The organism is Streptomyces katrae, from assembly GCF_000717655.1.
In the GTDB taxonomy this organism is placed as follows: domain Bacteria; phylum Actinomycetota; class Actinomycetes; order Streptomycetales; family Streptomycetaceae; genus Streptomyces; species Streptomyces katrae_B.
Genome location: NZ_JNZY01000031.1, coordinates 25993 through 42857, shown reverse-complemented (window position 1 = coordinate 42857; position 16865 = coordinate 25993). Strand labels below are relative to the sequence as shown.

Below are 16865 nucleotides of genomic sequence, written 5' to 3'. Positions count from 1 at the left end.
CGGGGCATGTGAAAAGGGTTAGTGGCAGCCGCAGGAGCGGCGGATCACCAGGGCCGACGGGAACTGCTTCAGGCGTTCCCGGCGGGATCCGGCCACCCGGAGGGCGTCGTCCAGGACCAGATCCACCGCGGCCCGCGCCATCGCCGGGCGGTCCGAGGCGATCGTCGTCAGCGGCGGGTCCGTCAGGGCCGCCTCCTTGACGTCGTCGAAGCCGGCCACCGCCAGCTCCCCCGGCACGTCGATGCGGAGTTCGCGCGCCGCGCGCAGGACGCCGATCGCCTGGTCGTCCGTGGCGCAGAAGATCGCCGGCGGGCGGTCCGGGCCCGACAGGACCTCCAGCGCGACCCGGTACGCGTCGTACCGGTTGTACGGGGCCTCGAAGAGGCGGCCTTCCGTCGAGCGGCCCGACTCCTGCATCGCCCGGCGCCAGCCCTCCACGTGGTCGGCGACCGGGTCGCCGACCGACGGGGTGTTCTCCACCCCGCCGATGCAGGCGACGTACTCGTGCCCGTGCTCGAGCAGGTGCCGGGTGGCGAGCTGCGCGCCGCCGATGTCGTCCGTGACGACGGCGACGTCGTCGATCGCCTCCGGCCGCTCGTGCAGCAGCACGACCCGCGCGTCCCACGCCTCGATCTCCGAGGCCGCCCGCTCACTCATGCCCTGGCTGACCAGGATCAGCCCGGACACCCGCATCCCGAGGAAGGCCCGCAGGTAGTGCACCTCGCGCTCGTCCCGGTAGTCGGAGTTCCCGACCAGGACCATCTTTCCGCGCTCGGCGGCGGCCTGCTCGACCGCGTGCGCCATCTCCGCGAAGAACGGCTGCCGCGCATCGGGGACGATCATGCCTATGAGGTCGGTGCGCCGTGACGCCATCGCCTGGGCGACGCGGTCCGGGCGGTAGCCCAGCTCCTTGATCGCGGCGAGTACACGCTCGCGCGTGGCCGGGGCGACCGGCCGGGGTCCGTTGTTGATGACGTAGCTCACGACGGCGGTAGACGTACCCGCAAGTCGTGCAACGTCATCCCGCGTCACCTTGGCCACGCTCGGGAGTCTACGCGGGGTGACCTACCTCTGGGCAGGCCGTCCTGCCGACTGGACGATCACAGGAGGTTCCTCCATACGGGGGACGCCGGCCGCCGCCTGGGCCGAAGCCTGCGCCGCGGCCTTGGCCGCCGCCTCCGCTGCCGCCCGCTCGACCTTCTCCGGCGTGACGAAGCGGTAGCCGACGTTGCGGACCGTACCGATCAGCGACTCGTGCTCGGGGCCGAGCTTCGCGCGCAGCCGCCTTACGTGGACGTCCACCGTCCGGGTGCCGCCGAAGTAGTCGTATCCCCAGACCTCCTGGAGCAGCTGGGCCCGGGTGAAGACCCGGCCCGGGTGCTGCGCGAGGTACTTGAGGAGCTCGAACTCCTTGAAGGTGAGGTCGAGGACCCGGCCCTTCAGCTTCGCCGAGTACGTCGCCTCGTCGACCGACAGGTCGCCGTTGCGGATCTCCATCGGGGAGTCGTCGGAGCCCAGCTGCTGGCGGCCGGTGGCGAGGCGCAGCCGCGCCTCGACCTCGGCCGGGCCCGCGGTGTCGAGGAGGACGTCGTCGATGCCCCAGTCGGCGGTGACGGCGGCGAGGCCGCCCTCGGTGACGACGAGGATCAGCGGACAGCCGGGGCCGGTGGAGCGGAGCAGCTGGCACAGCGAGCGCACCTGCGGCAGATCGCGGCGGCCGTCGACGAGGATGACGTCCGCGCCGGGGGTGTCCACGAGCGCGGGGCCTTCGGCGGGGGCCACCCGGACGTTGTGCAGCAGCAGGCCGAGGGCGGGCAGCACCTCGGTGGACGGCTGCAGGGCATTGGTCAGCAGCAGGAGAGAGCTCATGCCCGACCACCTGCCCAGGTGGGGCGGTTCTGCACGGTTCGCTGGTCCATCACGTCGGTTCCTCCTCGGTCCCGTCGAGGACTTTCGCGGCACTGCTTCGTACGTGGTGCGTGCGGCGCCTTGCCGGTCCCCGCGCCCTGGGGTCCCGGACGGACGCCACTGTTCTCGGTCCGTTCAACGTGCTGAAAGCACAAAAGGACCCGGGGGCAACGTTGCCCGGATCCTCTCGCCAGCAGAATAGCCCACCCGCTGGTGCGGGGCCGAGGCTTCGGCCTGGCCTCTGCTGTGGTTCCTGCCACCCTTACGCCCAGCTTATGCCCCGGTTTCACCGGATCGATGGACGTACGGCGGGCCGCCCGGGCGCATACGGGGCGCGCGGAGGCGCACCGGATCAGCGCGCCGGAGGGTTCATGATGGAGGCCGACGGTAGAGAGCCGACGATAGGAGCTGCAGTGGCAACCGGAACCATCCGCTACTGGGCGGCGGCCAAGGCCGCGGCCAAGACGGCGGAGGAGCCGTACTCGGCGCAGACACTGGCCGAGGCGCTCGACGCCGTGCGGGAGCGCCACCCCGGGGAGCTGACCCGGGTCCTGCAGCGCTGCTCCTTCCTCGTGAACGAAGAGCCCGTGGGCAAGCGCCCGCACGATGCCGTTCCGCTGACCGAGGGGGGCACCGTCGAGGTGCTCCCGCCGTTCGCGGGCGGGTGAGCGGAAACCGATGAGCACTCCCGAGGAACAACGACAGCAGCACCGGCAGCAGCCCCGGAACGACCGGCAGGACCCGTACGGGACCCAGACCTGGCAGTCGGACACCTGGGACACCGGCTACCAGCCGGTCCACGAGGTGCAGCCGGTCCAGCCGCCGCTGGGGGCGCTGCCCGGCCAGCCCGCGGCTCCCGAGGGCTGGTTCCGGGACGAGGCCCCGGCCGCGCAGGCACATCCCCAGGCCCAGACCCCCGAGGGCTGGCCCCAGGGCGGCGCCGGCACCTCGTGGCCGGCCGGGTCCGCCGCGGCGGCCGAGCAGACCGCGTACCTGCCGCCCTACCCGGGCCCGGCCGCGGCCGATCCGCAGCCGGTCGCTCCCGAGGGCTGGTTCCGGGACGAGGCCCCCGCCGTCCAGGCCCAGGCCCAGGCCCAGATCCAGGCCCAGGCCCAGGCCCAGATCCAGGCCCAGGCCCAGGCGCCCGCGGCCGAGTGGCCGCCGAGCGGCGGCCCGGGCGCGGCCTGGTCCGAGGGTTCCGCCGCCGAACAGACGGCCTACCTCCCGCCCCAGGCGGCCGGTGCCCCCGAGCAGACGGCCTACCTCCCGCCGTACCCCGGCCCCGGGGCGCCGGCGGCCGCCGAGACTCCGTACGCGTCGCCCTACCCCGGCCCGGCCGCGGCCGGGCGCCGGGATGCCGCCGCGGCCGCCGAGACCGCGTACCTGCCGCCGTACCCCGGCCACGACACGGCCGGCCCGCAGCCGCAGGCGCCGCCCGTGGCGCCCGAGGGCTGGTTCCGCGACGAGGCTCCCGCCGCCCGGGCGCAGGCCCCTGCCGCCGACTGGGCGCCGAGCAGCCTCCGCGACGAGGTGCCCGCAGCCGAAGCCCACGCCCCGGCCCAGGCTCCCGCCGCCGACTGGGCGCCGAGCGGGGGTGCCGCCTGGGGCGAGGGTTCCGCCGCCGAGCAGACGGCCTATCTCCCGCCGCAGGCTGCCGCGCCCGCGGGCGACGCCGCCGAGCAGACCGCCTTCCTGCCGCCGTACCCGGGCCCCGGCCCGGGCGCCGAGGAGCCGGCCGCCACGGCCGCCCCCGCTCCGGCGGAGCAGCCCGCGGGCCCCGTCGGCTCCGAGATCCCGGGCGAGGAGCCCGGGTACTCCCCGCCCACCCTCGCCGGCAACACCCTGCGCGCCGTCGATCCCGCCCAGGCGCGGGCCGAGGGCCGCTCGCCGATCATCGACCCCGGCCCGCAGCCGGCGATACTGACCGCCGCCCTCGGGCTGCTGCTGGCCGGTGCCGCCGCCTTCGGCGACCTCGCGCTGCTCGCCCCGCTGGTCGCCCTCCAGGCGCTCACCGCGGCCGGCTGGTTCCGGCTCAACGGCATGTGGCCCGCCCGGCAGGGCATCGCCCTCGCCTTCCTCGGGGCGCTCGTCGCCGACGCCGCCGTGCTCGCCCTGGGCGACCCGTACGGCCCCGGCGCGATCATCGGCACCCTCGGGGCCTGGGTGCTGCTCACGCTGGTCCTCCAGCTGCGCAGCCACGCCGACCCCGACGAGCGGATGTACGGGCTGATGGCCTCCGTGGCCTCCGCCGCGCTCGCCATCGTCTGCGCCGGCTACCTGGCCGCCGGCTCCGCCGCCGTCAGCGTCGGCGCGGCGGCCGTCGCGGTCGCCGTGTTCACCCGCGCGCTGCCGCTGCCGACGCCGGCCTCCGTCGGCGTCTCGCTGGCCGCGGCCACCGGCGCCGGCATCGCGGTGGGCGGACTGACCTCCGTCGGGGTGGGCGGGGCGCTGGTCGGGCTGGCCGCCGGGGTGTGCGCGCTGATCGGGCTGCGGGTGGCCGCGTACGACTACCCGTCCAAGTTCGTCCACATGACGGCCGGTGTCGCGCTGCCGCTGGCGGCCGCCGCTCCCGCCGTCTACCTGATCGGACGGGTCGTGGGCTGAGGCCGGACCTCCCGTACGGCCGGCCGGCCGCGGCAGGCATCACACCGCCGCTGACGGCCTCCGTACGGCCGATCATGGTCCACTAGAACGCACGTACCGATCTACAGGGGGAGGGGCACGTGCGGTTCCTGCGTGTTGTTGTGATCATCGGAGTGGTGCTGGGCGCCCTGTTCGCGGGCGCCGACCGCTGGGCGGTCAACTATGCCGAGAACCGGCTGGCCGAGCGCATCCAGGCCCGCCAGGGGCTGGCGGGGAGCACGGAGGTGGACATCCACGGGTTCCCCTTCCTGACCCAGGCGCTCAGCCACGACCTCGACCGCGTCGACGTGAAGCTGAAGGGCGTCGAGGCCGTCTCGGACGGCCGCAAGACGCGGCTCTCGCAGCTCGACGCCAGCTTCCGCAGCGTGAAGCTGAACGGGGACTACAGCGGGGGCACCGCCGAGCGGGCCGAGGGCACGGCCCTCGTCACGTACCGGGACCTGACCGAGGCCTCGCAGACCGGTGTGACGGTCACCTACGGCGGTGCGCCGGGCAAGGTGAAGGTCACGGCGACGGTGGAGGTCCTCGGCCGCAAGCTCTCCCCCGGCGTGGTGTCGACCGTCACGCTCGTGGACGCGCCGGGCGGCGGCAAGATGGTCCGGGTCCGGGCCGACGAGGTGCCCGGCGAGGGCCTGCCCGGGATCGAGAGCGCGGTCCGCAAGAAGACCGACTTCGACCGCCGGCTCGACGGCGGACTGCCGTCCGGGCTCAAGCTGACCACGCTGACCTCGGACGAGGCCGGTGTCCACCTCACGCTGAGCGGATCGGACGTGGTGCTGGCCGGATCGTGAGACGGCATGGTCCGATCCGTAGAAGGACGGGCCCTGCGAAGGCCCCCGGAGGCGGTGCGGCAGCCGCCCGGGGGCATATGCATCCCAATATTCGGACGATCCCGTCTCGGAATATGACACGCCGGTGACAGGGCGGCCGATTCGTCCCTACGATCCATGGCTATGAAGCATCAGCAGGCGGACCTCACGAAGCGACGGGCAGTAGACCTGTGTCGCGTCGCCGCCATGCTCTGTCGATCCATGTGACCTGTGAGCGCTTCCGCTCCATCAGCCGGACGACCGTCCTTCCCGCGTGACCGCACCGCAGCCGCCCCCTCCTCCCCGCTGACGCCTCCCCGCGCAGTGTCCGAGGGGCGCCGCCCGCCGCGGCACGCACCAGCAGCACCCAGGACCTGCAGACCGCTCCGCAGCACCTGCACTGCACCTGCACAGCACGCCCCGCCGCACACTGCCCCGGAGGAGAACACCATGAGCCGCAGCGACGTCCTCGTAGACGCCGACTGGGTCGAGGCCCACCTGAACGACGCCAACGTCGTGATCGTCGAGGTGGACGAGGACACGTCCGCGTACGACAAGAACCACATCACCAACGCCGTCCGGATCGACTGGAAGCAGGACCTCCAGGACCCGGTCCGCCGCGACTTCGTGGACCAGGAGGGCTTCGAGAAGCTCCTCTCCGCCAAGGGCATCTCCAACGACGACACCGTCGTCCTCTACGGCGGCAACAACAACTGGTTCGCGTCCTACGCCTACTGGTACTTCAAGCTGTACGGCCACCAGGACGTCCGCCTCCTCGACGGCGGCCGCAAGAAGTGGGAGCTCGACTCCCGCGACCTGGTCGACGGCACCGAGGTCCCGAACCGCCCGGCCACCCAGTACAAGGCCCAGCCGCAGGACGCCTCGATCCGTGCCTTCCGCGACGACGTCGTGGCCGCGATCGGCGCCCAGAACCTGGTCGACGTCCGCTCGCCCGACGAGTTCTCCGGCAAGCTGCTCGCCCCGGCGCACCTCCCGCAGGAGCAGTCGCAGCGCCCCGGCCACGTGCCGAGCGCCCGCAACATCCCGTGGTCGAAGAACGCCAACGACGACGGCACCTTCAAGTCCGACGAGGAGCTGACCGCCCTCTACGAGGCCGAGCAGGTCGACCTGTCGAAGGACACCATCGCGTACTGCCGCATCGGTGAGCGCTCCGCGCTGACCTGGTTCGTGCTGCACGAGCTCCTGGGCCAGGAGAACGTCAAGAACTACGACGGCTCCTGGACCGAGTACGGCTCGCTGGTCGGCGTGCCGATCGAGCTCGGCGCCAACAAGTAGTTCCCGGGCACGCGACGCCCCGTAGACCGTACGACCTCTCTAGGACAGGACAGAGAACATGTGTGGAGCACAGATCGGCGGGCCCGACCTCGCAACGCTCAAGCCCGGTGAGACCGCCATCCAGGGTCAGGTGACCAAGGACGGCGAGCCCATCAGCGGGTACGTGCGCCTGCTCGACTCGACCGGCGAGTTCACGGCCGAGGTCCCGACCTCGGCGACCGGCCAGTTCCGCTTCTACGCGGCGACCGGCACGTGGACCCTGCGCGCGCTGGTCCCCGGCGCCCAGGCGGACCGCGCCGTGGTCGTGGCCGAGGCCGGCGGAGTGACGGACGTGGCGATCGCGGTCTGACGACCCGCGCTGCGCACGCAGCGGCAGCTGAACCGGCCGAAGGGCCGCACCCCAGGGGGTTGGACGCCACTGGAACGGGGTGCGGCCCTTCGCGCCGTCCGGCTGCGGGCCTACCCTGGAGGCATGTACGCCCGGCGGCGCCGCGTCTACTTCCTCCTCATGGGCGGATGCATCTTCCTGTTCGTCTCCGCCTGGTCCTTCGTGCGGCTGTTCTCGGTCGAGGCGGCCGTGGCCCTGTGCGTGGTCGCCATGGTCATCCCGCCGGTCGCCGCGATGATCGCGAACCGGCGCGGGCCGGACGACCGCTGGTGGGACGACCCTTCGGGCGACCCGAAGTCCGACGAGTGGTGGGACGAACTGGACGGAAAGCGGCGTCACGAGGACTGAAGGCCCCAGACATCAAAACGTGACAAGCATTCGTACAACTGCTCCCCTCGCGGACGGGTCATGGGTACGCACGGGTACCCACCCAGTGCCTCACGTCCTGTGGGGGGACTTCCTTTGGAACACGAACAGACCCTTCCTGAGCAGCCGGAAGGGGAGGAGACCGCAGCACGCCGCCCCCGCGGCCGCAGCCGTACGGTCCTCCTGATCGCCGGCGCCGCCGTGCTCGGCGTGCTCGCCGGTACGGTCACCGGCTACGCGATCCAGTACGACCGCGAGCCCACCCCGCTGCCGCCGCTGGCGCAGCAGGAGATCGACCAGCCGAAGCCGCAGGCTCCGAACGAGTCGACGAGCGCCCGCTCCCTCAACGCCAACCGCTGGCACAAGACGGACGACGACCTGGCGAAGCTTCTGATCGAAGCCCCGGCCGGGGTGGAGGTCCGCTCGTCGGGGACGGTGTCCCCGGACGAGTTCTCGGCGGACTACTACGAGAAGCCGGGCGGCGGCCTCGGCGGCCAGCTCCGGCACGACGTACGGCGGATCGCCGAACTTGAATGGGCGCAGGACGACCGGAACTTCGTCACCGTCCGGCTCTTGCAGTACCGGGACCGCTCCGGTGCCGACTGGTACCAGCACGCCCACGACTACCTGGCGGAAGAGAGGTACGCGGGCAACTCGGGCAAGGACCTGCCCGGCGTGCCCGCCGACTTCGGCCACCTGTGGGTGGACTCCGCGCCGCGGGAGAAGCCGGGCTACCTCCCGGTGAAGGCGGCCCGGGTCCTCGCCCGGCGCGGGGACATCGTCATGGAGGTCAGCTACATGAACAACCGCGGTGTCCTCGACGAGAAGGACATCGTCGAGATCGCGAAGCGACAGTGGGAGCGGCTGTGAGCGACCTGCAGGACAGCAAGGACGTGACGGCGGAGGCGGCCGAGCCTGCTGAGGCCGCCGAGGCGATCGCGGCAACCGAGACGGCTGCGCCGGACGTACTGGCCGAGGTGACTGCACCGACCGGGGCGACCGCACCGACCGGGGCGACCGCCCCGGCCGAGGTGACCGCCCCGGCCGAAGCGACCGCCCCTGAGGCGGCGTCCGCCGTCGCGCCGCGGGCGGGGAGCCGCCGGACCGTGGCGCTGATCGCGGGCGGGCTCGGCATCGCCGTCCTCGCCGGCGGCGCCCTCTGGGCCGCCGGCCGGATGGCCGACGCCGACCGCACCGCGCCGACCCGGTACTGGGTCGCGGCGAGCGCCGATCCCAGGCCCGCCGGTACGCCGGAGCCGGTCCCGACCGTGCCGCCGAACGCCCTGACGGGCAAGCTGCTGCCGCTCTCCGCAGATTTCGAGCTCGGTCCCGACCTCGACCCCGAGGGCAACGACTTCTACGTGTCGGGCGAGCGGGCGCTCCAGGCCGTGAAGGACGCGGACACCGGGCTCTCCGGCGAGGAGCGGGCGGAACGGGACAAGGCGCTGGACGGACTGAAGCTCAAAGGCGTGGCCGCCCGCAGCTACCACCATCTCCGCGACCAGCAGGTGATGGAGATCCAGCTCACCCAGGCCGACCCGCAGGCCCTCGCGAAGTTCTCCGAGTTCAGCAAGAAGATCCTCGAGCTGCTCGGCGGCGACCGCGACGCGCCGAAGATCGAGGGCTTCCCCGACGCCAAGTGCTCGCTTTCGGTCCTCGGCAAAGAGAAGAAGGAAGAGCACAACAAGATCGACACCATCGACTGCGAGGCCCTCCAGGGCGACGTGCTGGTGAGCTTCCGGATGTACGGGCCGAAGCCCCTCTCCGCGAACGACGCCGCCGGCCTGTTCAAGCAGCAGCTGAACCACCTGAAGTCCCCCGGGGAGTCCGTGTGACCGAGCAGAACACCGCCGACACCGCTGCCGTGGCGGAGCCGCCGGCAGCGGCGCCGGCAGAGGCAGCGGCGCCGACCGCCCCCAAGGACCGTCGCAAGCTGTTCGCCGCCCTGCGGTGGACGGCCGCCGTCGTGGTCTTCGCCGCCGTCGGCACCGGGGTCACGTACGGGATCAGCCGGGCCGAGCGCACCGACCTCCCCGGCCTGTCCACCAAGGACGACGGCCGCTGGGTCTACCCCGCTCTGGCCAAGCCCGCCTTGCCCGCCGGCGCCCCGCTGCCCGCGGGCAAGGACAACAAGGACGACAGGCACTACGCGCCGCTCACCGGTCTGCTGCTGCCCGCCCCCGAGGGCGCCGGGCCGGATGCCGGGCTCAAGGCGGACAAGGACCGGCTGGTGTCCACCGACGCCTTCCTCGAGGAGTACGCCCCCGACAGCCGGGCGAAGCTGAAGGAGGGCCTGGAGTACGAGGGTCTGCGCCAGATCGCCGGCCGGGGCTGGATCACCCCCGACGGCACGCGCACGCACATCTACCTGCTGCGCTTCCACTCCTCGGGCTTCGTGAACACCTTCCGCGGCTGCAACATCAACACGCAGCTCGCCGGCGCCCCGGTCCTGGAGATGGACCTGGCCTGGAGCAAGGTCAAGAGCACGCAGCCCACCATGGAGGGGCAGACGGTGGGCTACGCCGGCACCCTCAGCAGCAGCGCCATCAGCCTGTACCAGGAGCCCAAGTCCGCGGGCGGGGACGAGCAGACCAAGCTCGGATGCCTCCAGGCGGGTGACGTCCAGGCCGTGATCCTCCAGACCCGCAAGGGCGAGGTGGCCGCCGTTCCCTTCCACCAGACGGTGGTCCTGCAGAGCCAGCTGCTGGGCTGACCGCTCGCAGGAGGCGGCTGCGGCCTACCTCACGGAGTGCGCCGGCCCCCGGGCCAGTAGGCTTGGGGACCGGCCCCGTACACGCCCCCATCACTCCGAGGAGCACCCCGTGCTTGAGGCATTCTTCACCTCCCTGCTGATCCTGGTCTGCGTCGGCGTGCTCGCCTTCACCGGCCTCGCAGTGAAGAAGCTGTACCAGGGCCAGCGCTGATCTCCGATCGGCCGCCCTCCCGGACCCGGAACCCCTCCCCACAGATCGCCTGAGCAGCCACACATGATCCAGATCCCGTCCGACCTGAACCCGGGCCTCGTCCCCCTCGCCTTCCTCCTCGGCACCTGGGAGGGCGCGGGCGTCTTCGACTTCCCCGGTGAGGAGAAGTGCAACTTCGGCCAGGAAGTCGTCTTCAGCCACGACGGCCGGGACTTCCTGGAGTACACCTCCCACAGCTGGGTCCTCGACGCCGACGGCAACAAGGTGCGGCCGCTGGAGTCCGAGTCCGGCTACTGGCGCATCGACAAGGACCGCAAGGTCGAGATCGTCATGGTCCGCGACCAGGGCGTCGTCGAGGTCTGGTACGGCGAGCTCGCCGACCAGAAGCCGCAGATCGACCTGGTGACGGACGCCGTCGCGCGCACCGCGGCCTCCGGCCCGTACAGCGGCGGCAAGCGGCTCTACGGCTATGTGAAGAGCGACCTGATGTGGGTCGGCGAGAAGGCCACGCCGGACGTCGAGCTGCGTCCGTACATGTCGGCCCAGCTCAAGAAGGTCGTCACGCCCGAGGAGGTCGCCGAGATGGCGCGCAACCTGCCGGACATGCCGGACGACGGCATCGCCTTCTTCCGCTGAGCCGCTGAGCCTCCGACGCGTCGAACGGCTTTCCACAGACTGTGCAAGAAGGGGACCACGGGCCGGCCCGTGGTCCCCTTCGCGCGCTTACACTGGCCGGGTGGGGACCATCGGAGACACCGGCAGTGCTGACTGGAAGACCGACCTGCGGCAGCGCGGATACCGGCTGACCCCGCAGCGCCAGCTCGTGCTGGAAGCGGTCGACACGCTGGAGCACGCAACCCCGGACGAGATCCTCGCGCACGTGCGCAAGACCGCCTCCGGAGTGAACATCTCCACCGTCTACCGCACGCTGGAGCTCCTCGAGGAGCTGAAGCTCGTCTCGCACGCCCACCTCGGGCACGGCGCCCCCACGTACCACCTCGCCGATCGGCACCACCACATCCACCTGGTCTGCCGCGAGTGCACCGAGGTGATCGAGGCGGACGTGGACATCGCCGCCGAGTTCACCGCGAAGCTGCGCGCCACCTTCGGCTTCGAGACCGACATGAAACACTTTGCGATCTTCGGGCTCTGCAAGAAGTGCGCCGCAAAGCAGCACGACGCTCCGGCATAGGAGCGGGCCGGGCCGGGTCGTAGGCTTGGTGGCATGACCAGCAGCCCCTTGCTCCATCTCCCCGGCGCCGTACCGGCCGAAGGCCGCGACGAGGGCGTCGCCGCCCACTACGGAGAGCTCTACGGCGAACAACGCGCGCTCGCCGACGGCCGCGGTTTCGTCGACCTCTCGCACCGCGGAGTCGTCACCGTCACCGGACCGGAGCGACTGAGCTGGCTGCACCTGCTGCTCACCCAGCACCTCACCGAACTCCCGCCCGGGCGGGCCACCGAGGCGCTGATCCTCTCCGCCAACGGCCACATCGAGCACGCGCTCTACCTCGTCGACGACGGCGAGACCGTGTGGGCGCACGTGGAGCCCGGCACCCAGGAGGCGCTCATCGCCTACCTGGAGTCGATGAAGTTCTTCTACCGCGTCGAAGTGGCCGACCGCACCGAGGACTTCGCCGTCGTGCACCTGCCGGCCGGCTCCATCGCCGAGGTCGCCAAGGAGTACGCCGTACGGGAGACCGCGCACGGCCGCGACGTCTTCCTGCCCCGCGCCGAGCTGGAGGCCTTCGCCGCCGCGCACGGCCCGGCCGCCGGGCTGCTCGCGTACGAGGCCCTGCGCGTGGAGGCGCACCGGCCGCGGCTCGGCCTGGAGACCGACCACCGCACCATCCCGCACGAGCTCGGCTGGATCGGCACCGCCGTGCACCTCCAGAAGGGCTGCTACCGCGGCCAGGAGACGGTGGCCCGCGTCCACAACCTGGGCAAGCCCCCGCGCCGCCTGGTCTTCCTGCACCTGGACGGCTCCGAGGTGCTGCTCCCGGCACACGGCACCCCGATCCGGCTCGCCGCCGACGGGGAGGAGGGCCGCCAGCTGGGCTTCGTGACCACCGCGGTCCGCCACCACGAGCTGGGCCCGATCGCCCTGGCGCTGGTCAAGCGGAACGTGCCGGTCGACGCCCCGCTGCTGGCCGGGAAGACGGCCGCCGCGCAGGAGGTCGTCGTGGCGCCGTAACGGCGTCCAGTGCTGTGACCGGAAAGGCCACGGCACTATACGTCGATGACGATGGTGAACGGGCCGTGGTTGGTCAGCGAGACGCGCATGTCCGCGCCGAACCGGCCCGTCTCCACCGTCGCCCCCAGTGCGCGCAGCTGCGCGACGACCTCGTCGACCAGCGGCTCCGCGACCTCGCCGGGCGCCGCCGCGTTCCACGTGGGGCGGCGGCCCTTGCGGGCGTCCCCGTAGAGCGTGAACTGCGAGATCACCAGCAGCGGTGCACCGATGTCGCTGCAGGACTTCTCCGCCTCCAGGATCCGTACGGACCACAGCTTGCGGGCCAGCTGCGCCGCCTTCTCCGGGGTGTCGTCGTGGGTCACCCCCACCAGCACGCACAACCCCTCGCCGACGATCTCGCCCACGGTCTCGCCGGCCACGACGACGCTCGCGCCGTTCACCCTCTGCACCACTGCTCGCATACCACCTTGTGTATCAGGCGTGCACCCATCAGGGGCCGATCGGGTGGGGTGGGACTGCACCTGCACCACGGAGAGTGGCACGATGCACGCAGGCGGTGCTTCCCTCCGGTCCCACGGGCCGGGCGAGACCCCATGCACCGGTCGAGGGGACGGACACGTTCACATGAATACTTCGGGTACCTCCGTACCTGCATCACCCGTACCTGCATCAACTGCGGCCACTCCGGCCGGCGCGGTCCGACCGCCCGCGCAGCGCACGGGCGAGGATCGGGCGCCGACCACGCCCGCCACCGCGCTCGGGCTGCCGGAACTGCGCACGCTGCGCCGCGACGCGCAGCGCGACGAGGCCGATCTGAGCTACGTACGCAGACTCCTCCAGGGCCGGATCGACATCCTGCGCGCCGAACTGGCCCGGCGCAGCGACCCGGAGGCGCCGGTGCCCCCGGAGCCGCCGGTGGTCGACCGGCTCTCGGAGATCCTCGCCGACGCGCCCTCCAGCCGCAGCGCCTCCGCCCGGCACGTCACGCTCGGCACCCCGCACAGCGAGGAGTTCCGGCTGCTGGCCGCGGAGATGCTGTCCGACGTGGAGCTGTCGGACCTGGACGCCCGTACCGACGGCGAACTGCACGACGCGATGGGCCGGTTGGTGGGCTACGAGCAGCAGGTCTCGCGGCGCCGGCAGCAGCTGCAGCGCACGGCGGACGACTGCAGTGCGGAGATCACCCGGCGCTACCGGGAGGGCGAGGCGCAGGTGGACGACCTGCTGGTGTAGGCGGTCCAGGCGCAGGGAAATTCGGGCGACTCCGTCCGGGGCTGCGGTTAGCGTGGCCGGTTATGAGTGCAGACGTCCGGCCGATCGCCGCATCCGAACTCCCCGAGTGGCTCAGAGCCGTGAACACCGGCTTCCTGCGCCCCGAGCGCGTCACCGAGTCCGACATCGCCCAGCGGGCCGAGCACACCGACCTGGAGCGCACGCTGGGCGCCTTCGACGCCGGCACGGGCCGCTGCGTGGCCACCTTCCGCTCCTTCGCCCAGGAGCTGACCGTCCCGGGCGGCGCGGCCGTGCCCGCGAGCGCCGTCACCAATGTCGCCGTACTGCCCACGCACCGCCGCCAAGGCCTGCTGACCCGGATGATGGCCGCCGGGCTGGCGGCGGCGCAGGCCCGCGGCGACGTGGTGGCCACGCTGATATCCGCCGAGTACCCGATCTACGGGCGGTACGGCTTCGGGTCCGCGGCCTCGATCGCCGAGTGGGAGATCGACGTGAGCCGCACCGGGCTCGATCCGCGCTGGTCCGGGCCCGCGGACGGCGGGAGCATCGAGCTGGTGGACGTGGCCGAGGCGCACGCGCTCGGCCCCGGGCTGCACGAGCGGCTGCGGGCGCTCTCGCCGGGCGCGGTCAGCCGGGACGCGCGCTGGTGGCGCCTGGCCTGCGGGCTGGAGGAGACGTCGCTGCGCCCGTACAAGGACAAGTTCCACGCCGTGTACCGGACGGCGGACGGCGAGCCGGCCGGCATCGCCGTGTACACGTCCGATGACCACTGGACGGACGCGAAGGTCCCGCTCAACACCGTGCAGGTCAAGGAGCTGATCGCCGTCACGCCGGACGCGGAGCGCGCCCTGTGGCACTTCCTGTGCTCCATCGACTGGGTGCTGAAGGTCCGCACCGGCTACCGCGCCCCCGACGACCTCGTCCCGCACCTGCTGCCCGACCCGCGCGCGGCCACGATCGTGACCGCCTCGGACTTCCTGTGGGTGCGGGTGATCGACGTCGTACGGGCCCTGGGCGCGCGGACGTACGCCGTGCCCGGGGTCCTCGTGCTCGAGGTGACGGACGCGGCGGGGCCGGCCGCGGGCCGCTACCGGCTCGACGCGGGCACGGGGGAGTGCACGGTCACCGAGGAGCCGGCGGATCTGCGGCTCGACGTGTCGGAGCTGGGCTCCTTGTACCTCGGCGACGAGTCGGCGGTGCGGCTCGGGGCGCTGGGGCGGATCGCGGAGGAGCGGCCGGGGGCGCTGGCGCTCGCTGACGCGGTGTTCCGCACGGCCCGCCGCCCGTGGTGCCCGACGATGTTCTGATGCCGCGGGCACGAGGGGGCGTGAGAGGGCATGGGATCGTTGGTGGACGACCGAGGAGTGGGCTGGACTACGTGGCTTCGATTGTGGAAACCCTGCGCGCGGCGGGCTGCGTCTTCGCGGAGGAGGAGGCGGAGCTGCTGACGGCTGCCGCCGGGGACGACGGCCACCTGGCGGACCTGGTGGCCCGCCGGGCCGGCGGCGAACCGCTGGAACACGTCGTCGGCTGGGCGGAGTTCTGCGGGCTGCGCATGCGCGTGGGCGAGGGGGCGTTCGTACCGCGCCGGCGCACGGAGTTCCTGGTGCAGGAGGCCGTGGCGCTGGGCCGGTTGGACGCGGTCGTCCTGGACCTGTGCTGCGGGGTCGGCGCGCTGGGCGCGGCGGTGGCGGCGCAGCTGGGCGCCCGGGTGGAACTGCACGCGGCGGACATCGACCCGGCGGCGCTGGCGTACGCGCGGCTCAACGTGGCGCCGTACGGTGGGCGGGTCCACGAGGGCGACCTGTACGCCGCGCTCCCGGACTCGCTGCGCGGCCGGGTGGACCTGCTGGTGGTCAACGCCCCGTACGTGCCGACGGAGGAGATCGGGCTGCTCCCCTCGGAGGCCCGCGACCACGAGCCCCTGACCTCCCTGGACGGCGGCGCGGACGGCCTGGACGTCCACCGCCGGGTCGCGGCGGGAGCCCTGCCGTGGCTGGCGCCGGGCGGCCGGCTGCTGATCGAGACGAGCGCCCGCCAGTCCCCGCGGACGGCCTCGGCCCTCTCGGCGGCGGGCCTGGCCGTCCGCGCGACCACGTCGGAGGAACTGCACGCCACGGTGGTGATCGGCACCCGCACGGCCTGAGCCCCCGGCCGCGCCCCCTCTTTGGCGGTGGTCGCGGTCTCCCGCCACCGTCGCCACCGCCGCCTTAGGCTGGCAGGGTGAACCTCGACGATCTCGTGCGGCTGCGGCGGGCCCGGGATGCGATGGACCGGGACTACGCGCAGCCCTTGGACGTCCCGGCGCTGGCGCGGGTCGCCCTCATGTCGCCCGGGCACTTCTCCCGCAGCTTCCGGGCCGCCTTCGGGGAGACCCCGTACAGCTACCTGATGACCCGCCGCGTCGAGCGGGCCAAGGCGCTGCTGCGGCGGGGCGACCTCAGCGTGACGGAGGTCTGCTTCGAGGTCGGCTGTACCTCGCTCGGGTCGTTCAGCTCCCGCTTCACGGAGCTGGTCGGCGAGAGCCCGAGCGCGTACCGGGCCCGCCGCCACGACCCCGGCGCGGCCGTCCCGGCGTGCATCGCCAAGATCCACACCCGGCCGGTCAGAAGGGGAACGGCCGCGGGCGGAGGAGCGGAAACCGGCGCCCGCCCTTAGCGTCGGTGGCATGGAGATCAAGCTGTCCCAGTGCTTCATCGCCGTCGACGACCACGACAGGGCGCTCGCCTTCTACCGCGACGCCCTCGGCATGGAGGTCCGCAACGACGTGGCCTTCGAGGGGATGCGCTGGGTGACCATCGGCTCGCCCGCGCAGCCGGACGTGGAGATCGTCCTCGAACCGCCGGCCGCGAACCCGAACGCCTCGCCGGCCGACAAGCAGGCGATGGCCGAGCTGCTCGCCAAGGGCATGCTGCGCGGCGTGATCTTCTCCACCGACGACGTCGACGCCGCCTTCGAGCGCATCCGCGCCGCCGGCGGCGAGGTGCTCCAGGAGCCCGCCGACCAGCCGTACGGGGTCCGCGACTGCGCGTTCCGCGACCCGGCCGGCAACATGCTGCGCTTCAACCAGCCGCGCACCGCTGGGTGATTTTGCAAGCACACGC

21 protein-coding genes are annotated in these 16865 nt (G+C 72.6%); 18 read left to right on the top strand and 3 right to left on the bottom strand.

Translation table 11 applies throughout. The features are described from left to right. Nucleotides 1-18: 18 nt before the first annotated feature. A complete protein-coding gene (locus IF09_RS0129800) occupies nt 19-1041 on the bottom strand; it encodes a LacI family DNA-binding transcriptional regulator (protein ID WP_030300863.1) in 1023 nt (340 codons plus the stop codon). Between the two features lie 24 nt (nt 1042-1065). Then, nucleotides 1066-1869 (bottom strand): response regulator transcription factor, encoded by an 804-nt coding sequence (locus IF09_RS0129795; protein WP_030300861.1) that lies wholly within the window; start codon nt 1867-1869, stop codon nt 1066-1068. Nucleotides 1870-2321: 452 nt separating this feature from the next. Between IF09_RS0129795 and IF09_RS0129790 the strand changes: the two genes are divergently transcribed. The 13 genes from IF09_RS0129790 to IF09_RS0129730 all read left to right on the top strand — a co-directional run bounded on the left by IF09_RS0129790 (nt 2322) and on the right by IF09_RS0129730 (nt 12528). Continuing rightward, the gene (locus IF09_RS0129790) at nt 2322-2576 is read left to right on the top strand and encodes a MoaD/ThiS family protein (protein WP_030300859.1); all 255 of its coding nucleotides are present in this window, start codon (nt 2322-2324) and stop codon (nt 2574-2576) included. Between the two features lie 715 nt (nt 2577-3291). After that, nucleotides 3292-4512, top strand: a complete 1221-nt coding sequence (locus tag IF09_RS0129785) for a hypothetical protein (protein WP_418953082.1) — start codon at nt 3292-3294, stop codon at nt 4510-4512. Between the two features lie 119 nt (nt 4513-4631). Further along, on the top strand, nt 4632-5342 hold the full coding sequence (locus tag IF09_RS0129780; RefSeq protein ID WP_030300856.1) for a DUF2993 domain-containing protein: 711 nt from the start codon (nt 4632-4634) through the stop codon (nt 5340-5342). A gap of 156 nt (nt 5343-5498) precedes the next feature. Then, on the top strand, nt 5499-5588 hold the full coding sequence (locus IF09_RS48605) for an Ms5788A family Cys-rich leader peptide (protein WP_350875872.1): 90 nt from the start codon (nt 5499-5501) through the stop codon (nt 5586-5588). A gap of 222 nt (nt 5589-5810) precedes the next feature. Then, nucleotides 5811-6656, top strand: coding sequence for a sulfurtransferase (locus IF09_RS0129775; protein WP_030300854.1), 846 nt, complete (start codon nt 5811-5813; stop codon nt 6654-6656). Nucleotides 6657-6714: 58 nt separating this feature from the next. Further along, nucleotides 6715-7005 carry a DUF1416 domain-containing protein gene (locus IF09_RS0129770; protein WP_030300852.1) on the top strand — a complete coding sequence of 97 codons (291 nt, stop codon included), beginning with the start codon at nt 6715-6717 and terminating at the stop codon, nt 7003-7005. Nucleotides 7006-7128: 123 nt separating this feature from the next. Next, complete coding sequence (locus IF09_RS0129765; protein WP_030300849.1) at nt 7129-7392, top strand: DUF3099 domain-containing protein; 264 nt, start codon at nt 7129-7131, stop codon at nt 7390-7392. 114 nt (nt 7393-7506) lie between these two features. After that, on the top strand, nt 7507-8280 hold the full coding sequence (locus IF09_RS0129760) for a hypothetical protein (RefSeq protein WP_234321191.1): 774 nt from the start codon (nt 7507-7509) through the stop codon (nt 8278-8280). Then, complete coding sequence (locus tag IF09_RS0129755; RefSeq protein ID WP_234321190.1) at nt 8277-9245, top strand: hypothetical protein; 969 nt, start codon at nt 8277-8279, stop codon at nt 9243-9245. Before IF09_RS0129760 ends, IF09_RS0129755 begins: the two co-directional genes overlap by 4 nt. Further along, nucleotides 9242-10123, top strand: a complete 882-nt coding sequence (locus IF09_RS0129750; protein ID WP_030300842.1) for a hypothetical protein — start codon at nt 9242-9244, stop codon at nt 10121-10123. The genes IF09_RS0129755 and IF09_RS0129750 overlap by 4 nt, the downstream gene beginning before the upstream one ends. A gap of 274 nt (nt 10124-10397) precedes the next feature. Next, entirely contained in the window at nt 10398-10970 is a 573-nt protein-coding gene (locus IF09_RS0129740) for an FABP family protein (RefSeq protein ID WP_030300838.1), read from the top strand. Nucleotides 10971-11070: 100 nt separating this feature from the next. Then, a complete protein-coding gene (locus IF09_RS0129735; RefSeq protein ID WP_030300836.1) occupies nt 11071-11526 on the top strand; it encodes a Fur family transcriptional regulator in 456 nt (151 codons plus the stop codon). Nucleotides 11527-11559: 33 nt separating this feature from the next. Then, nucleotides 11560-12528 (top strand): YgfZ/GcvT domain-containing protein, encoded by a 969-nt coding sequence (locus IF09_RS0129730; protein WP_030300834.1) that lies wholly within the window; start codon nt 11560-11562, stop codon nt 12526-12528. Between the two features lie 35 nt (nt 12529-12563). On the opposite strand, the gene dtd is transcribed toward IF09_RS0129730, so the two are convergent. Beyond that, on the bottom strand, nt 12564-12989 hold the full coding sequence (dtd, locus tag IF09_RS0129725) for a D-aminoacyl-tRNA deacylase (protein ID WP_030300832.1): 426 nt from the start codon (nt 12987-12989) through the stop codon (nt 12564-12566). A 163-nt stretch (nt 12990-13152) separates the two neighbouring features. Here dtd and IF09_RS0129720 point away from each other — a divergent pair, with 163 nt between their 5' ends. The 5 genes from IF09_RS0129720 to IF09_RS0129700 all read left to right on the top strand — a co-directional run bounded on the left by IF09_RS0129720 (nt 13153) and on the right by IF09_RS0129700 (nt 16849). Beyond that, nucleotides 13153-13761, top strand: a complete 609-nt coding sequence (locus IF09_RS0129720) for a hypothetical protein (RefSeq protein WP_030300831.1) — start codon at nt 13153-13155, stop codon at nt 13759-13761. 62 nt (nt 13762-13823) lie between these two features. Then, nucleotides 13824-15068, top strand: coding sequence for a GNAT family N-acetyltransferase (locus IF09_RS0129715; RefSeq protein WP_030300829.1), 1245 nt, complete (start codon nt 13824-13826; stop codon nt 15066-15068). A 62-nt stretch (nt 15069-15130) separates the two neighbouring features. Further along, nucleotides 15131-15907, top strand: a complete 777-nt coding sequence (locus IF09_RS0129710) for a putative protein N(5)-glutamine methyltransferase (protein ID WP_030300826.1) — start codon at nt 15131-15133, stop codon at nt 15905-15907. A 77-nt stretch (nt 15908-15984) separates the two neighbouring features. Beyond that, on the top strand, nt 15985-16419 hold the full coding sequence (locus tag IF09_RS0129705) for a helix-turn-helix domain-containing protein (RefSeq protein ID WP_037636336.1): 435 nt from the start codon (nt 15985-15987) through the stop codon (nt 16417-16419). A gap of 10 nt (nt 16420-16429) precedes the next feature. Further along, entirely contained in the window at nt 16430-16849 is a 420-nt protein-coding gene (locus IF09_RS0129700; protein ID WP_030300822.1) for a VOC family protein, read from the top strand. Nucleotides 16850-16865 lie beyond the last annotated feature (16 nt).